15 protein-coding genes and 2 pseudogenes are annotated in these 19,072 nt (G+C 62.5%); 13 read left to right on the forward strand and 4 right to left on the reverse strand.

Annotated elements, in window-relative coordinates; all coding sequences use genetic code 11:
* The first annotated feature begins 241 nt into the window (after positions 1–241).
* The 8 genes from ACQ4OD_RS08745 (at position 242) to ACQ4OD_RS08780 (ending at position 10,439) form a co-directional block, all read left to right on the forward strand.
* On the forward strand, positions 242–1,219 hold the full coding sequence (locus ACQ4OD_RS08745; protein ID WP_430944176.1) for a dipeptidase: 978 nt from the start codon (positions 242–244) through the stop codon (positions 1,217–1,219).
* A gap of 213 nt (positions 1,220–1,432) precedes the next feature.
* Entirely contained in the window at positions 1,433–1,963 is a 531-nt protein-coding gene (locus ACQ4OD_RS08750) for a DUF5943 domain-containing protein (protein ID WP_012316656.1), read from the forward strand.
* 15 nt (positions 1,964–1,978) lie between these two features.
* Positions 1,979–4,039 carry a dimethylglycine demethylation protein DgcA gene (dgcA, locus tag ACQ4OD_RS08755; protein WP_139667936.1) on the forward strand — a complete coding sequence of 687 codons (2,061 nt, stop codon included), beginning with the start codon at positions 1,979–1,981 and terminating at the stop codon, positions 4,037–4,039.
* Between the two features lie 173 nt (positions 4,040–4,212).
* Entirely contained in the window at positions 4,213–6,165 is a 1,953-nt protein-coding gene (gene dgcB, locus ACQ4OD_RS08760; protein ID WP_430944177.1) for a dimethylglycine demethylation protein DgcB, read from the forward strand.
* Complete coding sequence (locus ACQ4OD_RS08765) at positions 6,165–7,397, forward strand: electron transfer flavoprotein subunit alpha/FixB family protein (RefSeq protein WP_139667940.1); 1,233 nt, start codon at positions 6,165–6,167, stop codon at positions 7,395–7,397. The genes dgcB and ACQ4OD_RS08765 overlap by 1 nt, the downstream gene beginning before the upstream one ends.
* Positions 7,398–7,408: 11 nt before the next feature.
* Entirely contained in the window at positions 7,409–8,179 is a 771-nt protein-coding gene (locus ACQ4OD_RS08770) for an electron transfer flavoprotein subunit beta (protein ID WP_430944178.1), read from the forward strand.
* Between the two features lie 550 nt (positions 8,180–8,729).
* Positions 8,730–9,521 (forward strand): RHS repeat-associated core domain-containing protein, encoded by a 792-nt coding sequence (locus ACQ4OD_RS08775; protein ID WP_430944179.1) that lies wholly within the window; start codon positions 8,730–8,732, stop codon positions 9,519–9,521.
* Positions 9,522–9,629: 108 nt separating this feature from the next.
* Positions 9,630–10,439, forward strand: a complete 810-nt coding sequence (locus tag ACQ4OD_RS08780) for an RHS repeat-associated core domain-containing protein (RefSeq protein ID WP_430944180.1) — start codon at positions 9,630–9,632, stop codon at positions 10,437–10,439.
* Between the two features lie 69 nt (positions 10,440–10,508).
* On the opposite strand, the gene gbcA is transcribed toward ACQ4OD_RS08780, so the two are convergent.
* Positions 10,509–11,801: a glycine-betaine demethylase subunit GbcA gene (gene gbcA, locus ACQ4OD_RS08785; RefSeq protein WP_139667948.1), complete on the reverse strand. Its 1,293-nt coding sequence runs from the start codon at positions 11,799–11,801 to the stop codon at positions 10,509–10,511.
* A gap of 295 nt (positions 11,802–12,096) precedes the next feature.
* Between gbcA and gbcB the strand changes: the two genes are divergently transcribed.
* The gene (gene gbcB, locus ACQ4OD_RS08790; RefSeq protein WP_046857453.1) at positions 12,097–13,197 is read left to right on the forward strand and encodes a glycine-betaine demethylase subunit GbcB; all 1,101 of its coding nucleotides are present in this window, start codon (positions 12,097–12,099) and stop codon (positions 13,195–13,197) included.
* Positions 13,198–13,284: 87 nt separating this feature from the next.
* Here gbcB and ACQ4OD_RS08795 read toward each other — a convergent pair whose 3' ends face one another.
* Together ACQ4OD_RS08795 and ACQ4OD_RS08800 are read right to left on the reverse strand one after the other, a co-directional pair.
* Positions 13,285–14,157, reverse strand: a complete 873-nt coding sequence (locus ACQ4OD_RS08795) for a methyl-accepting chemotaxis protein (RefSeq protein ID WP_371918340.1) — start codon at positions 14,155–14,157, stop codon at positions 13,285–13,287.
* A pseudogene (locus tag ACQ4OD_RS08800) lies at positions 14,140–14,949 on the reverse strand (MCP four helix bundle domain-containing protein); the annotation flags it as partial. The gene ACQ4OD_RS08795 and the pseudogene ACQ4OD_RS08800, both read right to left, overlap by 18 nt.
* A 237-nt stretch (positions 14,950–15,186) precedes the next feature.
* Here ACQ4OD_RS08800 and ACQ4OD_RS08805 point away from each other — a divergent pair.
* The 4 genes and pseudogenes from ACQ4OD_RS08805 (at position 15,187) to ACQ4OD_RS08820 (ending at position 17,789) form a co-directional block, all read left to right on the forward strand.
* Positions 15,187–15,417 carry a hypothetical protein gene (locus tag ACQ4OD_RS08805; protein ID WP_023630185.1) on the forward strand — a complete coding sequence of 77 codons (231 nt, stop codon included), beginning with the start codon at positions 15,187–15,189 and terminating at the stop codon, positions 15,415–15,417.
* The gene (locus ACQ4OD_RS08810; RefSeq protein WP_062572563.1) at positions 15,414–15,716 is read left to right on the forward strand and encodes a cell division protein ZapA; all 303 of its coding nucleotides are present in this window, start codon (positions 15,414–15,416) and stop codon (positions 15,714–15,716) included. The genes ACQ4OD_RS08805 and ACQ4OD_RS08810 overlap by 4 nt, the downstream gene beginning before the upstream one ends.
* A gap of 180 nt (positions 15,717–15,896) precedes the next feature.
* A pseudogene (locus ACQ4OD_RS08815) lies at positions 15,897–16,925 on the forward strand (HAMP domain-containing protein); the annotation flags it as partial.
* Positions 16,926–17,060: 135 nt separating this feature from the next.
* Complete coding sequence (locus ACQ4OD_RS08820; RefSeq protein WP_430944182.1) at positions 17,061–17,789, forward strand: methyl-accepting chemotaxis protein; 729 nt, start codon at positions 17,061–17,063, stop codon at positions 17,787–17,789.
* A 99-nt stretch (positions 17,790–17,888) separates the two neighbouring features.
* Here ACQ4OD_RS08820 and ACQ4OD_RS08825 read toward each other — a convergent pair whose 3' ends face one another.
* On the reverse strand, positions 17,889–18,929 hold the full coding sequence (locus ACQ4OD_RS08825) for a low specificity L-threonine aldolase (protein ID WP_139667955.1): 1,041 nt from the start codon (positions 18,927–18,929) through the stop codon (positions 17,889–17,891).
* Positions 18,930–19,072: the final 143 nt, after the last annotated feature.

The following is a 19,072-nucleotide window of genomic DNA, read 5'->3' on the forward strand; positions in this document are numbered from 1 at the left end:
ATTCTCGCTCAGCCCAGGCCCGGGCGATAGCTCCCGGGGAAAATGTTCATGAAACAGCGTTGTCGAGACTCGCTCTCATTGCCGAGGGGCGCGCCAGAGCCTGTCAGGTCGGCCATTGACGCTTTCGGCAAACCCCCTGTCGTTTTTGCATCGGGGCGCCTCGGGCCGCAGGCATATGCTGGCCCCAAAGCGTCGGCACAAGGTTCGGCGCCAGCAAACTTCTATAAAAGGGGACAGCCTGATGAGCCCAGCCGAACTTCACGCCGACAGTATCGTCATCGACGGCCTGATCATTGCCAAATGGAACCGCGACCTGTTCGAGGACATGCGCAAGGGCGGGCTGACCGCGGCCAACTGCACGGTGTCGGTGTGGGAGGGCTTCAAGGCTACCGTCGACAACATCGCTTCCAGCCAGAAGCTGATCCGCGACAACAGCGACCTGGTGATGCCGGTGCGCACTACTGCCGACATCCGCAAGGCCAAGGAACTGGGCAAGACCGGCATCCTCTTCGGCTTCCAGAACGCCCACGCGTTCGAGGACCAGATCGCCTACGTCGACGTGTTCAAGCAACTGGGCGTGGGCATCGTGCAGATGTGCTACAACACCCAGAACCTGGTCGGCACCGGCTGCTACGAGCGTGACGGCGGGCTGTCGGGCTTCGGCCGCGAAATCGTCGCCGAGATGAACCGCGTCGGCATCATGTGCGACCTGTCCCATGTCGGTTCGAAAACCTCCGAGGAGGTCATCCTCGAATCGAAGAAGCCGGTCTGCTATTCCCACTGCCTGCCCTCGGGCCTCAAGGAACATCCGCGCAACAAGTCCGATGCAGAGCTGAAGTTCATCGCCGACCACGGCGGCTTCGTCGGCGTGACCATGTTCGCGCCGTTCCTTGCCAAAGGCATCGACTCGACCATCGACGACTACGCCGAGGCCATCGAGTACACCATGAACATTGTCGGTGAAGACGCCATCGGTATCGGTACCGACTTCACCCAGGGCCACGGCCAGGACTTCTTCGAGTACCTCACTCACGACAAGGGCTACGCCCGGCGCCTGACCAACTTCGGCAAGATCATCAACCCGCTGGGCATCCGCACCGTCGGCGAGTTCCCCAACCTGACCGAGACGCTGCTCAAGCGCGGCCATTCCGAGCGCGTGGTGCGCAAGATCATGGGCGAAAACTGGGTCAACGTCCTAAAGGACGTCTGGGGCGAGTGAGCACTGCTGGGGCCTGCTGCGCACGCCGATCGCTGCGTCAGGCCCTCACGAAAAGCTCGCCGTGCCTCGGCACTGTCTCGCTTTTCGCTTCGGCCCTTCCTTGCGCTCGACGCGCTCGCTACGGCCCCAACAGCACTCACTGCGGCTTTTTATAAAAGCAAAAGCCAAAGCGGCTTTTGATCGAATCCAAAAATTTTATGGAGTTGAGTTTCCATGGCCAAGATCGCCCCGCAATTGCCAATCGAAGTCGACAGCGAGACCGGTGTCTGGACCAGCGACGCGCTGCCGATGCTGTACGTGCCGCGGCATTTCTTCGTCAATAACCACATGGGCATCGAGGAAGTGCTGGGCGCCGACGCCTACGCCGAGATCCTCTACAAGGCCGGCTACAAGTCCGCCTGGCACTGGTGCGAGAAAGAGGCCGAGTGCCATGGCCTGGAAGGGGTGGCGGTGTTCGAGCACTACATGAAGCGCCTGAGCCAGCGTGGCTGGGGCCTGTTCGAGATCCAGGATATCGACCTGGATAAAGGCACCTGCAGCGTCAAGCTCAAGCACTCGGCGTTCGTGTACGTGTACGGCAAGTGCGGCCGTAAGGTCGACTACATGTTCACCGGCTGGTTCGCCGGCGCCATGGACCAGATTCTCGCCGCTCGCGGCAGCTCGATCCGCACCGTGGCCGAGCAGGTCTACGGCGGGTCGGAAGAAGGCCACGAAGATGGCCTGTTCGTTACAAAGCCGTTGTAAGCCGGAGATAGCGTCATGGCCTTCGAAGCAATGTTCCAGCCGATCCAGATCGGCAAGCTGACCATCCGCAACCGCGTGCTCAGCACCGCGCACGCCGAGGTGTATGCCACCGACGGCGGCATGACCACTGACCGCTATGTGAAGTATTACGAAGAGAAGGCCAAGGGCGGCATCGGCCTGGCCATCTGCGGTGGATCGTCGGTGGTGGCCATCGACAGCCCGCAGGAGTGGTGGGCCTCGGTCAACCTATCCACCGACCGCATCATCCCGCACTTCCAGAACCTCGCCGACGCCATGCACAAGCATGGCGCCAAGATCATGATCCAGATTACCCACATGGGTCGGCGCTCGCGTTGGGACGGCTTCAACTGGCCCACGCTGATGTCGCCATCGGGCATCCGTGAACCGGTGCACCGCGCCACCTGCAAGACCATCGAGGTGGAAGAGATCTGGCGGGTGATCGGCAACTACGCCCAGGCTGCGCGGCGGGCCAAGGAGGGCGGCCTGGACGGCGTCGAGCTGTCGGCCGTGCACCAGCACATGATCGACCAGTTCTGGAGCCCGCGGGTCAACAAGCGCACCGACGAATGGGGTGGCACCTTCGAAGGGCGCATGAAGTTCGGCCTGGAAGTGCTCAAGGCCGTGCGCAAGGAAGTCGGCGACGACTTCTGCGTGGGCATGCGCATCTGCGGTGACGAGTTTCACCCCGATGGCCTCAGCCACGAGGACATGAAGCAGATCGCCGCGTACTACGACGCCACCGGCATGCTCGATTTCATCGGCGTGGTCGGCTCGGGCTGCGACACCCACAACACCCTGGCCAACGTCATCCCCAACATGAGCTACCCGCCGGAGCCGTTCCTGCACCTGGCGGCCGGCATCAAGGAAGTGGTCAAGGTCCCGGTGCTGCACGCGCAGAACATAAAGGACCCGAACCAGGCCACGCGCATTCTCGAAGGCGGCTACGTGGACATGGTCGGCATGACCCGCGCGCACATGGCCGACCCGCACCTGATCGCCAAGATCAAGATGGGCCAGATCGACCAGATCAAGCAGTGCGTCGGTGCCAACTACTGCATCGACCGTCAGTACCAAGGCCTGGATGTGCTGTGCATCCAGAACGCCGCCACCTCCCGTGAATACCTGGGCGTGCCGCACATCATCGAGAAGACCACCGGGGTCAAGCGCAAGGTTGTAGTGGTTGGCGCAGGCCCCGCCGGCATGGAAGCAGCCCGCGTGGCAGCCGAACGTGGTCACGACGTGACCCTGTTCGAGAAGAAGGACCAGATTGGCGGGCAGATCACCATCGCCGCCAAGGCCCCGCAGCGTGACCAGATTGCCGGTATCACCCGCTGGTACCAGCTGGAGCTGGCACGTCTGAAGGTCGACCTGCGCCTGGGCACTGCCGCCGACGTGGCGACCATCCAGGACCTGCGCCCGGATGTGATCGTGCTGGCGGTGGGCGGGCACTCGTTCCTTGAACAGAACGAGCACTGGGGCGCTGCAGAAGGCCTGGTGGTCAGCAGCTGGGACGTGCTCGACGGCAAGGTCGCGCCGGGCAAGAACGTGCTGGTGTACGACACCATCTGTGAGTTCACCGGCATGTCGGTGGCCGACTTCATTGCCGACAAGGGCAGCCAGGTCGAGATCGTCACCGACGACATCAAGCCGGGCGTGGCCATGGGCGGCACCACCTTCCCGACCTACTACCGCAGCATGTACCCGAAGGAAGTGATCATGACCGGCGACATGATGCTGGAAAAGGTCTACCGCGAGGGCGACAAGCTGGTGGCGGTGCTCGAGAACGAGTACACCGGCGCCAAGGAAGAACGGGTGGTCGACCAGGTGGTGGTGGAGAACGGTGTGCGCCCCGACGAGCAGCTGTACTACGCGCTCAAGGACGGTTCGCGCAACAAGGGCCAGATCGACGTGGAGGCGCTGTTCGCCATCAAGCCGCAGCCGATCCTCAGCCAGCCGGGCGAGGGCTACCTGCTGTACCGCATCGGCGACTGCGTGGCCCAGCGCAACGTGCATGCGGCGATCTACGACGCCTTGCGGCTGTGCAAGGATTTCTGATCGCACCGCCCTTAGAGGCGGGATTGGCCCCCCTGTAGGAGCGGATTTATCCGCGATAGCGTCGACAGAGCCCATCAGCCTGTGCCGGCCTCATCGCGGATAAATCCGCTCCTACAGGGCTCCGCGCCGCTCTTGGGAGCGGCGCAAGAATCCAGCTGTTGTGGGAGCCTCCCATGTTGAACACCCTTCTACCCATCCTGCTGTTCACCGCCCTCGCCTTGGCGGTGCTCGGCGCCCTGCGCCGGGTGCGCATGTGGCGGCGCGGGCGGCCGAGCAAGGTTGACCTGCTTGGTGGCCTGCTGGCCATGCCACGGCGCTACCTGGTGGATCTGCACCATGTGGTCGAGCGCGACAAGTACATGTCCAAGACCCACGTGGCCACCGCCGGCGGCTTCGTGCTCTCGGCCGTGCTGGCGATCCTGGTGCATGGCTTTGGCCTGCACAGCAAGATCCTCGGTTACGCCTTGCTGGTGGCCACGGTGATCATGTTCAGTGGCGCCCTGTTTGTCTTCAAACGCCGGCTGAACCCGCCCTCCCGGCTGTCCAAAGGGCCGTGGATGCGCCTGCCCAAGAGCCTGCTGATGTTCGCGGCGAGCTTCTTCATTGCTACCTTGCCGGTGGCGGGGATCCTGCCTGAAGGCACGGGCGGCTGGGTACTGGTCGCACTGCTGGGTATCGGCGTACTGTGGGGCGTGTCCGAACTGTTCTTCGGCATGACCTGGGGCGGGCCGATGAAGCACGCCTTCGCCGGTGCCCTGCACCTGGCCTGGCACCGCCGCGCCGAACGCTTTGGTGGTGGCCGCTCCACGGACCTCAAGCCGCTGGATCTGGAAGACCCGAACGCGCCGCTGGGCGTGGAAAAACCGGTGGACTTCACCTGGAACCAGTTGCTCGGTTTCGACGCCTGCGTGCAGTGCGGCAAATGCGAGGCCATGTGCCCGGCGTTCGCCGCTGGCCAGCCGCTGAACCCGAAGAAACTCATCCAGGACATGGTCATCGGCCTTGCCGGTGGCACCGACGCGCGGTTCGCCGGCAGCCCGTACCCGGGCAAGCCGGTCGGCGAGCATGGCGGCCACCCGCACCAGCCGATCGTCAACGGCCTGGTGGATGCCGAGACGCTGTGGTCGTGCACGACTTGCCGCGCCTGCGTCGAGGAATGCCCGATGATGATCGAGCACGTCGATGCCATCGTCGACATGCGCCGCCATCTGACCCTGGAAAAGGGCGCCACGCCGAACAAGGGCGCCGAGGTGCTGGACAACCTGATCGCCACCGACAACCCCGGCGGCTTCGCCCCCGGCGGGCGGATGAACTGGGCGGCCGACCTCAACCTGCAGCTGCTCTCAGAGGTGAAAACCACCGAGGTACTGTTCTGGGTGGGCGATGGCGCCTTCGACATGCGCAACCAGCGCACCCTGCGCGCTTTCGTCAAAGTGCTCAAAGCGTCCGGCGTGGACTTCGCCGTGCTCGGCCTGGAAGAACGCGACAGCGGTGACGTGGCGCGCCGCCTGGGCGACGAGGCAACGTTCCAGCAGCTGGCCAAGCGCAATATCCAGACCCTGGCCAAATATCAGTTCCAGCGCATCGTCACCTGCGACCCACACAGTTTCCATGTACTCAAGAACGAATACGGCGCCCTTGGCGGCGAGTACCAGGTGCAGCACCACAGCACCTACATCGCTGAACTGATCGCCGCCGGCAAGCTCAATCTCGGCCAGCACAAGGGCGGCAGCGTCACCTATCACGATCCCTGCTACCTGGGCCGCTACAACGGCGAATACCAAGCCCCGCGCGATGTGCTCAAGGCCCTCGGTATCGAAGTGCGCGAAATGCAGCGCTCGGGCTTCCGTTCCCGCTGCTGTGGCGGAGGCGGCGGTGCGCCGATCACCGATATCCCCGGCAAGCAGCGTATCCCCGACATGCGCATGGACGATATCCGCGAAACCGAAGCGGAGCTGGTGGCGGTGGGTTGCCCGCAGTGCACGGCGATGCTCGAAGGCGTGGTCGAACCGCGCCCACAGATCAAGGACCTGGCCGAGCTGGTCGCCGATGTGCTGATCGAAGATGAGGCCCCCGCCAGCGCAAAGTCGCCAGCGGCCAAACGTGAACCTGCGGAGGTGCACTGATGAGCGACATCATCCGCCGCGACCCACGCGCCGAGTGGATCGCCCGTAACCGTCTGCACCCGCTGCATGCGGCCATGCAGACGCAACAAACCAGCTGGATGGGCCCCAATGGGCTGATGCGCAAGAACCCCCATGCGATTGCTGCCGGTTTCATCGGTCCCAACGGCCTCAAGCGCATCGACCGTAGCGGCGCCCAGCAGGGCACTGGTGTGGGTGGGCGGCGCACAGCCGCCGCCGAGGTACAGCTGCCGCTGCACCAGGTTGCCGCGCCCGCGTTCTATATTGCCGTGGTCCCGGACATGGTCGGTGGCCGTCTTGGCAGCCACGACCGCGACCTGCTCGGCCTGGCCCACAGCTTGGCCGGTAGCGACGGTGCGGTGCTGGCCGTGGTGTTCGGCGAGCACAAGGAAAGCAACTTTTCCACAGCCGGCGTCGACCGCCTGCTGGTCATCGAGGGTGAGGCCTTCGAAGGTTATGCACCGGAACAACAAGTCCAGGGCCTGCGGGCTGTGGATAACCAGTTCGCACCGCGCCACTGGCTGCTGCCTGACAGCCGCACTGGTGGCGGCGAACTGGGCCGGCGCTTCGGCGCAGCCCTGGGCGAACGCCCGGCAACGAGGGTGTGGCAGGTCAAGGATGGCCAGTGCATCGGCCGTGCAGGCGCAGGTCAGCAGGATATCCAGCGTGAGGTGCCGCGCTTGATCCTGGCCGCCGTCGAATGTGCCGAGCCGGTGAGTGAAACCCGCCATGAAGCCCTGCCGGTGGAGTTGTCCACAGGCGTGGCACGCAGCATGTCGCGCATCGAAGACCTTGGCTCGGTGGCCGTGGACCCGGCCGCCATCGCCATGGCCGAGGCCGAGTTCATCGTCTCCGGCGGCAACGGCGTCAAGGACTGGGACCTGTATCACCAGGCCACTGCCGCCTTGGGCGCTACCGAAGGCGCGTCGCGGGTGGCGGTGGACGATGGCTTCATGCCGCGCAACCGCCAGGTCGGCGCCACCGGCACCTGGGTTACCGCGCGGGTTTATGTGGCTGTGGGTATCTCCGGCGCCATCCAGCACCTGCAGGGCATCGGTGCCTGCGACAAGGTGGTGGCAATCAACATGGATCCGGGCTGCGACATGATCAAACGGGCTGACCTGTCGGTGATTGGCGACAGTTCGGCGATTCTCCAGGCACTGATCGAGGCTGTGGACAACTACCGCAGCGGCGGTCAGCGCGACGCGGCATAGGGGCAGCGAGCATGAGTACGAAAGTCATCAGCCTGGTCTCGATCGGCGCCCACCCCAGCTCCGGCCGCGCGCGCCGCGCCGAGCAGGATGCCCGAGCCGTGGAGTTGGGCTTGCAACTGGCTGGGGATAACTTGCAGGTGGTGCATGCCGGCGATCCTTGTGAAGAGGCGCTGCGTGCCTACCTGGGCATGGGGCTGGATCATCTGGATGTGCTGGAACAGCCTGCTGGCGCCGATGTATTGGGCGTGCTTGGCGACTATCTGCGCGAGGCGGGTGCCCAGCTGGTGCTGACGGGCAGCCAGGCGGAAACCGGCGAGGGCTCGGGCATGCTGCCGTTCCTGCTGGCCGAGAAGTTGGGCTGGCCGCTGGTGGTGGGTTTGGCCGAGGTCGAATTCATCGACAACGGCACCGCCCATGTGCTGCAGGCCCTGCCACGTGGCCAGCGGCGTCGCCTGAAAGTACGCCTGCCGTTGTTGGCGACTGTGGATAACGCCGCGCCCAAGCCTCGGCAATCAGCCTTCGGCCCGGCGCGGCGTGGGGTACTGGCGGCGCGAACTGTAGAGGTCGTGGACGATCCGGTGCTGGCTGACGATGCCCTGCAATCGGCCCGCCCACGGCCCAAGCGGCTCAAGGTGATCAAGGCCAAGAGTGGCGCCGACCGCATGAAGGCCGCGACGGCCAAGGCCAGTGGCGGGGGCGGCAAGGTGCTCAAGGATGTTTCCCCGCGGGAAGGTGCAGAGGCCATTCTCAAGCTGCTGGTGGAGGAGGGAGTAGTGCGCTGAACCGGGCGTTGGCCATGCCGCCGTTCTTGCTTTATGCGGGAGCGCACTTGCCCGCGATGACAGCAGCAGATGCCTTGCCGAGCGCCCAAGGTTCCGCGTGTGCAAAACTCTCGATTCCCAGTTCTCCTGAATCCGCTGCGTTCAGCTAGCGCTGCGTTATCCACAAAACCTGTTTTCCAACCTGTGGATAAAATGTTGGCGCTTCGCTGTAGGTCTTGAATGGCGGTACCTCTAGGGTTTCGATCAAAATTTGAACACTTCTATCCGGCCTCTTTATGTCCTCGGTAGATCCGTAGCTAACTACGTGCTCTATCTGTTTGTTTATGCTGTGGATAACCTGCTAGTTTGGCGCGAAAGGGGCAGCGAAAAATTAAGAGGCTCTTACTCGTTTCATGTAGAAACCCTGGAAAAAGCGTTGGGTAAGATCGGCATACGTTAGCTGACGTATTGGGGTTACCTGATAAACTTGTCAGTTGTCATCATTGCTCGTTGCGAGCACGCTAAGGTTGACTTTGCGTGATTAGTTCAGCCTCCAGTGGAGTGGTGGGATATGGCTGCGAACCATTTGCTGATTATCGACGGGATGCGAAACCCAATAGCTGACTGGTGTACATCCGCTTGGGAAACTATGGCGTATTCGCCCTATGGTTATCGGTCTGCGTCAGCAGATTTTACGCAAATCGGTTTTACTGGTCAGCGACGCGAATCGCCACAGGGCTTCTACGTGTTGGGCATGGGCTACCGGATCTACAATCCTGTGTTCATGCGGTTTAATTCTGCTGACGCATTGAGTCCTTTCGGAAGGGGAGGCGTCAATGCGTATGCCTATTGTGAAGGTGATCCTGTCAACTGGCAGGACTCGACTGGGAAAGGAAAATCTGCGTCACGAAAATCGTCTTCAGGTCATCACAGTGGGTATGAAAGTGACTCTAGTGTTGGCTCTGATTTTAGTGTTGGTAAAGAAGTGATTGGAACATCAGGCGAGGTATGGCTGAATTTTGTTCAGCTGACTAAAGATAAGCGATCGGTTGCCAGCTATTTGAATGATCTGGATACTTCAATCAAAAAAACTGATCATATTATTACGTCCCAGCGATCGAGTTGGGGAGAGCCTCACTCTCGTGAAAATTTAAAACGCCTCGATGAGCTGGCTAAGCTGCTTGTAAGGCGATCAGAGTATAGTGATGCGATGTACCTGATTGAAAGGGAACTCGGACGTAGGAGGTTGGAACTTACGGGTAATGCTTATGCCATCCGCGATGTGGGTGAGTCTGGCAAGGTGAAAAATAATAACGACTTCCTGAGTGACAAACAGTGGAGAGAAAGGTCTGGAACGTTGTAATTATTTGGTTTGCACGGAAATTGGTTGGCGGCCTTTCGTTGCTGCCGCTGACATATAGGCTTCTAATGTAATATTTCGTTAAGTGAAAGCCGCGTGAGGTCGTTACTTATGCATCGATCATCCATTCTCCAATGTGATCCTCAGCTTAGTGTGGTCGCTTCCATCACCGAAGGGGCGCCGCATTCATTTCAATACACGCCCTATGGATTTATGAGGCGTCAGCCATTGGCAACCACAATCGGTTATGCGGGGCAGCTGCGCGAGAAGGCGTTTGGTTGGTATATGTTGGGGCATGGCCATCGCACGTACAATCCAATGATCATGCGTTTTCACTCACCCGATCATCTCAGCCCGTTTGACCGTGGCGGCATAAATGCATACGCCTATGTCATCAATGACCCAATCAATGCTATTGATCCGGATGGGTTGACGAAACAGCTCTGGAACGCAGCTGCAATCGTGGGGCTCACCAAATCCGGAGTTGGTTTGTTACATAATGGGGTTAAGACGGCAAAAGCCCTAAGTATGGATAACCCCAATTTAGTTTCTGAGGCCGCAGGCTATGGGCTCAAATTCGTTGGAGAAGTTGTTTCCTTTGGAGCGAGCGCAACAAAACTTGCGATAAATAAAAGAGGAATGGAACCGCGTTACGCAGCTGTAGATGACAGCGGAAGTGATTTCGGCATTGCTGTTACCTATCTAGTTGGTCAAGCCATTAGTGCAGTCGGGGAAGCGATACTAACCGGGTTAACACTGATCGGGCTCTATAAAAATTTCTTGGGTGATAAGAAGGACAAGGCAAGCAGAGAGCAAGGAGACGTAAACATGGAGTTGTTGAGTAATCCTCCCGTATTAAAATCTCAAGGTGCGACAGGGGGTGCTGTGAAAATTGATGATTGGCGGTCAGGGACTCAATGATTAATTATGTACAGCAACGACAGCACACCGTCAGTCATGGTTAGCGGACGATGTGCTTTCGTTTGGCGCTTACTGTGCCTGTACTTCCCTCAGGTAGCTCGCTGGCTCGGCTCCGAGATTGTTCAGCAGCCGCTGGCTATACCAGTCGATGAAGTTCACCACCCCAAACTCATAGGTCTTCGAGTAAGGCCCCGGCTGATACGCCGTTGAGTTGATCCCCCGCTGATTCTCCTCCGCCAACCGCCGATCCTGGTCGTTGGTGGCATCCCATACCTTGCGCATCTCCTCAGGGTTGTAATCCACCCCCTCCACCGCGTCCTTGTGCACCAGCCACTTGGTGGTGACCATGGTTTCCTGCGCGCTGATCGGCCACACGGTGAACACGATCATATGGTCGCCCATGCAGTGGTTCCACGAATGCGGCAGGTGCAGGATGCGCATCGAGCCCAGGTCGGGGTTCTTGATGCGCCCCATCAGCTTCTTGCACGCCACCTTGCCGTCCATGGTCATCGACACGGTGCCCTTGAGCAGCGGCATGCGCACGATGCGGTTACGCAGGCCATGACTCTTGTGCAGGTAGGGAATCTTCTCGGCGTCCCAGGCGGCGGCGGAGGCGGCGACGTGGTCCTTGAATTCCTGGCTGGCGCGGGGATCGTTGGTGTCGTCCCACTCCAGCAGGGTCTTCAGCAATTCTGGGTGCGAGCCGTTGCAGTGGTAGCACTCGCGGTTGTTCTCCAGCACCAGTTTCCAGTTGGCCTTTTCCATCAAGGTGGTCTGCACCGCCACCTTGGTGTTCTCCATGTCATACGGTTCCATGTAGTGATCGAGCGTGGCGAGGAACTCGTCGATGGCCGGTGGATCCTCGGCCAGGCTGATGAAGATGTAGCCCCCGGCCACCTTCACGTTCACCGGTTTAAGGCCGTACTGGTTCATGTCGAAGTCGGCGCCCATCTCGGTGCCGGCGAACAGCAGGCGGCCATCGAGTTCGTAGGTCCACTGGTGGTAGTGGCAGACCAGCTTGGCCACCTTGCCTTTGTCGCTGACGCACAGGCGCGAGCCGCGGTGGCGGCAGACGTTGTGGAAGGCATGTACCTTACCTTCGGCACCGCGTATCACGATGATCGGGTTCTTGCCGATCTGCAGGGTGATGTAGTTGCCCTTGGTCGGGATCTCGCAAACCATGCCGGCGATCAGCCACTCCTTGTGGAAGATCTCCTGCATGTCGATCTGGAACAGGCGCTCGTCGCAGTAGAACGGTTGCGGCAGCGAGTAGGTGCGCTCGCGGGTCTGCAGCATCTCGGCGGTGGCCTTGCGTGCAGGTTCCAGTGGATCGCCCAGGCTCAGGGTTGCGGTGACGTCCATCGTGTGGTCCTCGTGGCCGCGTGCGGCCGGCTGAAGTGGCTAATCGTTGTTGTAATGCCGCAAGGCTGTCGTTGGATGAACAGCGTGTTGTTTTGCCGAGGAGTGTGCGTCCGGGCAGTGAAAGGACCATATCCACGGGCGACATGGCCGCATCGAATTCCGACGCGCCAGCCCTTGTAGCGCGGGGCTGGTCGCGATAAGCACGCCGATGTCGCGGATGGGAATGTACGTACACGGCGCTATGCGCATTATCGGAGTCATAAGAAAGGCCGACAGTCGGCTGCTGGAGATGAACATGTCCGATACCTTCCTCAATCCGGTTACCACCCAGACCTGGGCCAATGGCCGCCACATCGTGCGTTGTGTCAAGGTCATCCAGGAAACCTGGGACGTGCGCACCTTCTGCTTCATGGCCGACCAGCCGATCATGTTCTTCTTCAAGCCCGGGCAGTTCGTCACCCTGGAGCTGGAGATCGAAGGCAAGCCGGTGATGCGTTCGTACACCATCTCCAGCTCGCCGTCGGTGCCTTACAGCTTCTCGATCACCGTCAAGCGGGTGCCGGGCGGGCTGGTCTCCAACTTCCTCCACGACACCATGCACGAAGGCGCCGAGCTACCGGTGCACGGGCCGGTGGGGCTGTTCAACGCCATCGACTTCCCGGCCGGCAAGACGCTGTACCTGTCCGGCGGCGTCGGCATCACCCCGGTGATGTCCATGGCCCGCTGGTTCTACGACACCAACGCCAATGTCGACATGGTGTTCGTGCACAGCGCCCGCTCGCCGAAAGACATCATCTACCACCGTGAGCTGGAGCAGATGGCCTCGCGCATCCCCAACTTCAGCCTGCATATCATTTGCGAGAAGCACGGGCTGGGCGAGCCGTGGGCGGGTTATCGCGGTTACCTCAACCAGCGGTTGATGGAGCTGATCGCCCCGGACTACCTCGAGCGCACCATATTCTGCTGCGGCCCCACGCCCTACATGAGCGCGGTCAAGCGCATGCTCGAAGCGGTCGGCTTCGACATGAAGAACTATCACGAGGAATCGTTCGGCGCGACGCCGCCGGAGGCCAAGGCCGACGCGGTCGAGCACGCGGAGGCCGCGGCCGATGCGCCGGAAGTGGATGTAGCCGACCTCAACCTGGTGGAGTTCGTCGGTAGCGACAAGAGTATTCGCGTGGCCCCGGGCGAGACCGTGCACGCGGCGGCGGCCAAGGTCGGGTTGATGATCCCCAAGGCCTGTGGCATGGGCATCTGCGGCACCTGCAAGGTGCTCAAGCTCGGCGGCGAGGTGGAGATGGAGCACAACGGCGGGATCACCGAGGAGGACGAGGCCGAGGGCTACATCCTGTCGTGCTGCAGCGTGCCGAAGGGGGATGTGCGGATCGAGTATTGATCCTCAATCGGAGGCGATCGCGGGGCAAGCCCGCCCCCACGCAGTGAGGCTGGTGGGAGCGGGCTTGCCCCGCGATGCGTTTGAGGATCAGGTGCGGAACCGCGCCACCAACCCGTTCAGATCTACTGCCAGACGGGATAGCTCGGCACTCGCCGCGCTGGTCTGGTGCGCCCCGGTGGCGCTCTGCACCGACAGGTCGTTGATGTTCACCAGGTTGCGGTCCACCTCGCGGGCCACCTGGGCCTGCTCCTCGGCGGCGCTGGCGATCACCAGGTTGCGCTCGTTGATCTGCGCCACCGCGCCGGCGATGGTGTCCAGCGCCAGGCCCGCGCCACGGGCGATGTTCAGGGTCGATTCGGCGCGCTCGGTGCTGGTGCGCATCGAGTCCACGGCCTGCTCGGTACCACCCTGGATGCTGCCGATCATCCGCTCGATCTCGCTGGTGGATTGCTGGGTGCGGTGAGCCAGGGCACGCACCTCGTCAGCGACCACGGCAAAACCACGGCCTGCCTCGCCGGCGCGGGCGGCCTCGATGGCGGCGTTGAGCGCCAGCAGGTTGGTCTGGTCGGCCAGGCCGCGGATCACGTCGAGTACCTTGCCGATATCACGGGACTGCTCGGCCAGGTGTGCGATCAGCTTGGCGGTGGCCTGCACATCGCCGCTCATGCGCTCGATGGCGCCCACGGTCTCCAGTACCAGGTCGCGGCCATCGCCGGCCGACCGGCTGGCTTCGCTGGAGGCTTCCGAAGTGCTCACTGCGTTGCGCGCCACTTCCTCGACCGCACTGGTCATCTCGGTGACGGCCGTGGCGGCCTGCTCGATCTCGTTGTTCTGCTGCTGAAGGCCCCGGGCGCTTTCGTCGGTGACGCTGTTCAGCTCCTCGGCGGCGGAGGCCAGCTGGGTGGCGGAGCCGGCGATCAGCTGCAGTGTGTCGCGCAGCTTGTCTTGCATCTTGGCCATGGCCTTGAGCAGCCGCGCCGCCTCGTCGGTGCCTTCGGCGTGAATGCTGTGGGTCAGGTCGCCCTCGGCGATCTGCTCGGCGGCCTGCAGCGCTTCGTCGATGGGCTTGACGATACTGCGGGTAAGCAGGAAGGCGAACAGCAGGGTCAGCACTGTGGCGGCCACCAGCAGGCTGATGACCAGGCCGAAGGCGCCGCTGTACTGGTCGGCGGCCTGGGCATTGGTGGCGCTGGTCTGGTCAGTGTTGATGCGCACCAGGGTGTCCATGATCTTGTTGATCTGTTCGGAGTTGTCCAGCAGGTCGCGGTTGAGCAGGTCACGCAGGGCATCGAGGTCGCCGGCCTGGCTCAGGCTGCGCATGCGCGCCTCGAGCTGGCGGTATTGGTTGAGCAGCAGGCCGTACTGGTCGAATGCGGCCTTCTCATCGGCGGCGGTCACCAGCGGCTCATAGGCGCGGCGCGCCTTGTCGATCTGCGCGTTGCGCTCGTCCAGCAGGCGCAGGGTGTCTTGCTGGGTGGCCGGCTCGCGGTTGAGCAGCAGGCGGTAGGAGAGGGTGCGCAGGCGCAGGTTCAGCGCGGTAAGCTCGTCGAGGGTCTTGATGCTGGGCACGCTGACTTCTTCGATGGTCACGCCGGCCTGGCGGATGTTGCCCATCTGGATCAGCGAGAAGATACCCAGGCCGAGCATCAGCACACCGATCACGGCGAACCCGAGCAACGCGCGGGGCGCGATATTCATATTGCGTAAGGACATGGAGGCGGTTTCCAAGGCAGAAGAGGTGCCGCGATCCATGCGACGGAAGAAGACCTGCCTGCCTATCGGTCGTGACCGGCCAGTCTTTAGGCTGACTTGATGAAATTGTGAGGCAGCTAACTATTTTCCTGACCAGCGGTTGATCCAGGTCGGAACAAGGGAGCCGATCCTGGGTCAACCTGAACCCGGCAAACACCTTTTGAATCCGATATTTAATGGCGGGGGCGGCAGTTTTTCCTTATCGTGTGCGCCCTTTGCAACAACCGAGATAGACGCATGTTGGAAACTTCCCTGAATCAACTCGAGCAACTGGTCAGCGACCTGATGCACAAGAACGCACAGCTGGCCGAACAGAACGCCAACCTCAGCCAGGAACTGGCCCAGGCCAAGGAAGAGAACGACAGCCTGCAGTTGTCGCTGATGGAGCAGGAAGAGAAGCACGGCGCCACCGCCGCGCGCATCCAGGCCTTGGTCGAGCGCGCCAGCGCGGGTGTCGTGAACGCATGAGACTGCAAGCGCAGCCGGTCAATGTCGTGTCGATCCTGGGCAACGACTATTCGCTGAAGGCTCCCGAGGGCCAGGAAGAAACCCTGAACCAAGCCGTGCGCATGCTCAATGTCGCCCTGGCCGAGACCAAGCGCAGCTACCCGACCCTGATCGGCGACAAGCTGCTGGTGCTGGCCGCCCTGAACCTGTGCTCCAGGCAGATCGAACTGCAGCGCGAGCACGACCGCACCCTCGAGCGCACCCAGGCGCAGATCGACGCCACGGTCGATGCCATCAGCAAGGCCGTCTCCGACGTCTGACTGACGCCATCGCGCGGCGACTGGTAGCAGGCTTGCCCCGCGACTAGGGCGGCCGTTGTGTCGCGGATCACTGGAACAACTGGATACTTAAGTGTATACACTTCCCGAAAAACAATAATTATCGGGGAGTGGAACATGCGCATCTGGCGGCGGAGTATCCAGTGGCAACTGATTGCAAGCATGGGCGCCGCCCTGTTGGCGAGCATCCTGGTGGTGGTGGCGATCTACACGGTGGCGCTCAACCGCCTTACCGAGCGCTACCTGGTGGATACGGCCTTGCCGGCCAGCATCGAAGCCATCCGCAACGATATCGAACGCATGCTCGGCCGCCCGCTGGTGGCAGCCGCGGATATCGCCGGCAACACCCTCCTGCGCGACTGGCTGGCTGCCGGTGAAGATCCCGCCGCGCTGCCGGCGTTCATCGAGTACCTCGACGCCGCCAAGCAGCGCAACCACGCCTTTACCACCCTGTTCGCCTCCACGGTGAGCGGCAACTACTACAACGAAAAAGGCCTGGACCGCACCCTCAGCCGCGCCAACCCCAAGGACAACTGGTTCTACGGCTACATCGACAGCGGCGCCGAACGCATGCTGAACATCGACATCGATGGCTCCACGGGGGAGCTGGCGCTGTTCATCGACTATCGCGTGGAAAAGGCCGGCCAGCTGGTGGGCGTGGCAGGCATGGGCCTGCGCATGACCGAGCTGTCCAAGCTGATCCACGACTTCAGCTTCGGCGAGCACGGCAAGGTGTTCCTGGTGCGCAACGACGGGCTGATCCAGGTCCATCCCGACCAGCAGTTCAGCGGCAAGCGTCAACTTGCCGAGCAACTGGACGTCGAGTCGGCGAAGGCTGTGCTGGTGGGCGGCGAGGGCCTGCGCAGCAGCCGTTTCCAACGTGATGGCGAGGACTACCTGGCCTTGGGCTTGCCCTTGCGCGACCTGAACTGGACGCTGGTGGCCGAAGTGCCGGAAGCCGAGATCTACGCCCAGGCGCGCCAGGCTATCTGGCAGACCTGCCTGATTGGTGGCGGCGTGGCGCTGATCTCGTTGTTGCTGGTGGTGCTGCTGGCGCGCGGGTTGGTGCGGCCGATCCGCCAGGTCACCGCGGCGCTGGTGCAGATCGGCGGTGGCGCGGGCGACCTCAGCCATCGCCTGGATGATGCGCGCCAGGACGAACTGGGCGACCTGGCCCGGGGCTTCAACCGCTTCCTCGACAGCCAGCGCGGCCTGATTGGTGAAGTGCTGCGCACCACCGAGCGCCTGCACCGGTCGGTGGAGCAGGTGACCCAGGTGGTGGACAACACCGCCGAGCGCTCGGGCCGCCAGCAGGAAATGACCGAGATGGTCGCCACCGCCGTGCACGAGATGGGCCTGACCGTGCAGGATATCGCCCAGAATGCCGGCTCCGCCGCCCACGCCTCGCAATCGGCGCGGGATGAAGCGCTGCAGGCGCGGGAAGTGGTGCGCCGCTCCATCCACAACATCGAGGGCATGTCCGGGGAGATTGGCCGCGCTGCCGAGGCCGTGACCCAGCTGGCCGACGAGGTTGCCTCGATCGATGAAGTGCTGGCGGTGATCCGCAGCATCTCCGAGCAGACCAACCTGCTGGCGCTCAACGCCGCCATCGAGGCGGCGCGGGCCGGCGAGATGGGGCGAGGCTTCGCGGTTGTCGCCGATGAAGTACGCACCTTGGCGCGACGCACCCAGGTGTCCACCGACGAAGTGCAGCAGATGATCCAGCGTCTCAAGCAGGGCGCCGGCACGGCGGTGGCGTCGATGCAGGCCGGGCAAACGGCCACCGGCAACGGTGTCGAGTCGAGCCAGCGCACCGGGACCTCGCTCGGCGCGATTACCGATCAGGTCGAGCGCATCAGCGGCATGAACGAGCAGGTGGCCACCGCCACCGAGGAACAGTCGGCGGTGACCGAGGAGATCAACCGGACGGTCCAGGGCATTTCCGACCTGGCGCGGCAGACGGCCGCCGAGGTGCAGGATTGCCGCGAGGAGTGCCAGGCGCTGCGTGGTTTGGCCGATGACCTGGCGCGGCAGATGGGTGGCTTCCGCCTTTGAATCGCAGGCGAGCGCTTTGCGCTCGTTTCGCCGGCAAGCCGGCTCCCACAGGTGATCGCTTAATCCTGTGGGAGCCGGCTTGCCGGCGATGGCGGCCTGTCAGGCGTTGAAGATACCGCGGATATCCGCCGCCAACTCCCGCACGCGAGATTCCTGGGTATCCCACGAGCACATGAACCGCGCACCACCGCTACCGATGAAGGTATAGAAACGCCAGCCTTTGTTGCGCAGCGCCTCCAGCGCAGGTTCCGGCATCTGCAGGAACACCCCGTTGGCCTCAACCGGGAACATCAGCTCCACCCCCGGCAGGTCACTCACCAGCGATGCGAGCAACTGCGCGCAGTGGTTGGCGTGCTGGCCATGGCGCATCCACGCGCCGTCTTCGAGCAGCCCGACCCACGGCGCCGACAAGAAGCGCATCTTCGACGCCAGCTGCCCGGCCTGCTTGCAGCGGTAGTCGAAGTCTTCGGCCAGGTCGCGGTTGAAGAACAGGATCGCCTCGCCCACCGCCATGCCGTTCTTGGTGCCACCGAAGCAAAGCACATCGACGCCAGCCTTCCAGGTCAGCTCGGCCGGCGAACAGCCGAGGAACGCGCAGGCATTGGTGAAGCGCGCGCCGTCCATATGCAGGTTCAGGCCCAGTTCCTTGCAGGTGGCGCTGATCGCCTTGAGCTCGTCGGGGCGGTAGACGGTGCCCACTTCGGTGGCCTGGGTAAGGGTCACCACCCGCGGCTTGGGGTAGTGGATGTCCTGGCGCTTGAGCGCCACTTCGCGGATTGACTCGGGGGTGAGCTTGCCGTTGACGCTAGGCGCGGTGAGCAGCTTGGAGCCGTTGGAAAAGAACTCCGGCGCACCGCATTCGTCGGTCTCGACGTGGGCGGTCTCGGAGCAGATCACGCTGTGGTAGCTCTGGCACAGCGAGGCCAGGGCCAGTGAGTTGGCGGCGGTGCCGTTGAAGGCGAAGAACACTTCGCAGTCGGTCTCGAACAGCTTGCGGAAGTACTCCGAGGCGCGTTCGGTCCACTGGTCGTCGCCGTAGGCGCGTTCGTGACCCTGGTTGGCCTTTTCCATCGCGGCCCAGGCTTCGGGGCAGATGCCGGAATAGTTGTCGCTGGCGAATTGCTGGTTGTTATTGGTCATGACGCCTGTCCTTTTTACGACGCAGGCACGCACTCTAAACCATCGATTCGGCGGTTGCCTATACAGGCCAACGCTATCCCTGTGGGAGCCGGCTTGCCGGCGATAGCGTCCGCTCAACCCGCTATGGTTTTCCGTCTGGCCCC

Source organism: Pseudomonas sp. WC1, from assembly GCF_050586565.1.
Lineage (GTDB): Bacteria > Pseudomonadota > Gammaproteobacteria > Pseudomonadales > Pseudomonadaceae > Aquipseudomonas.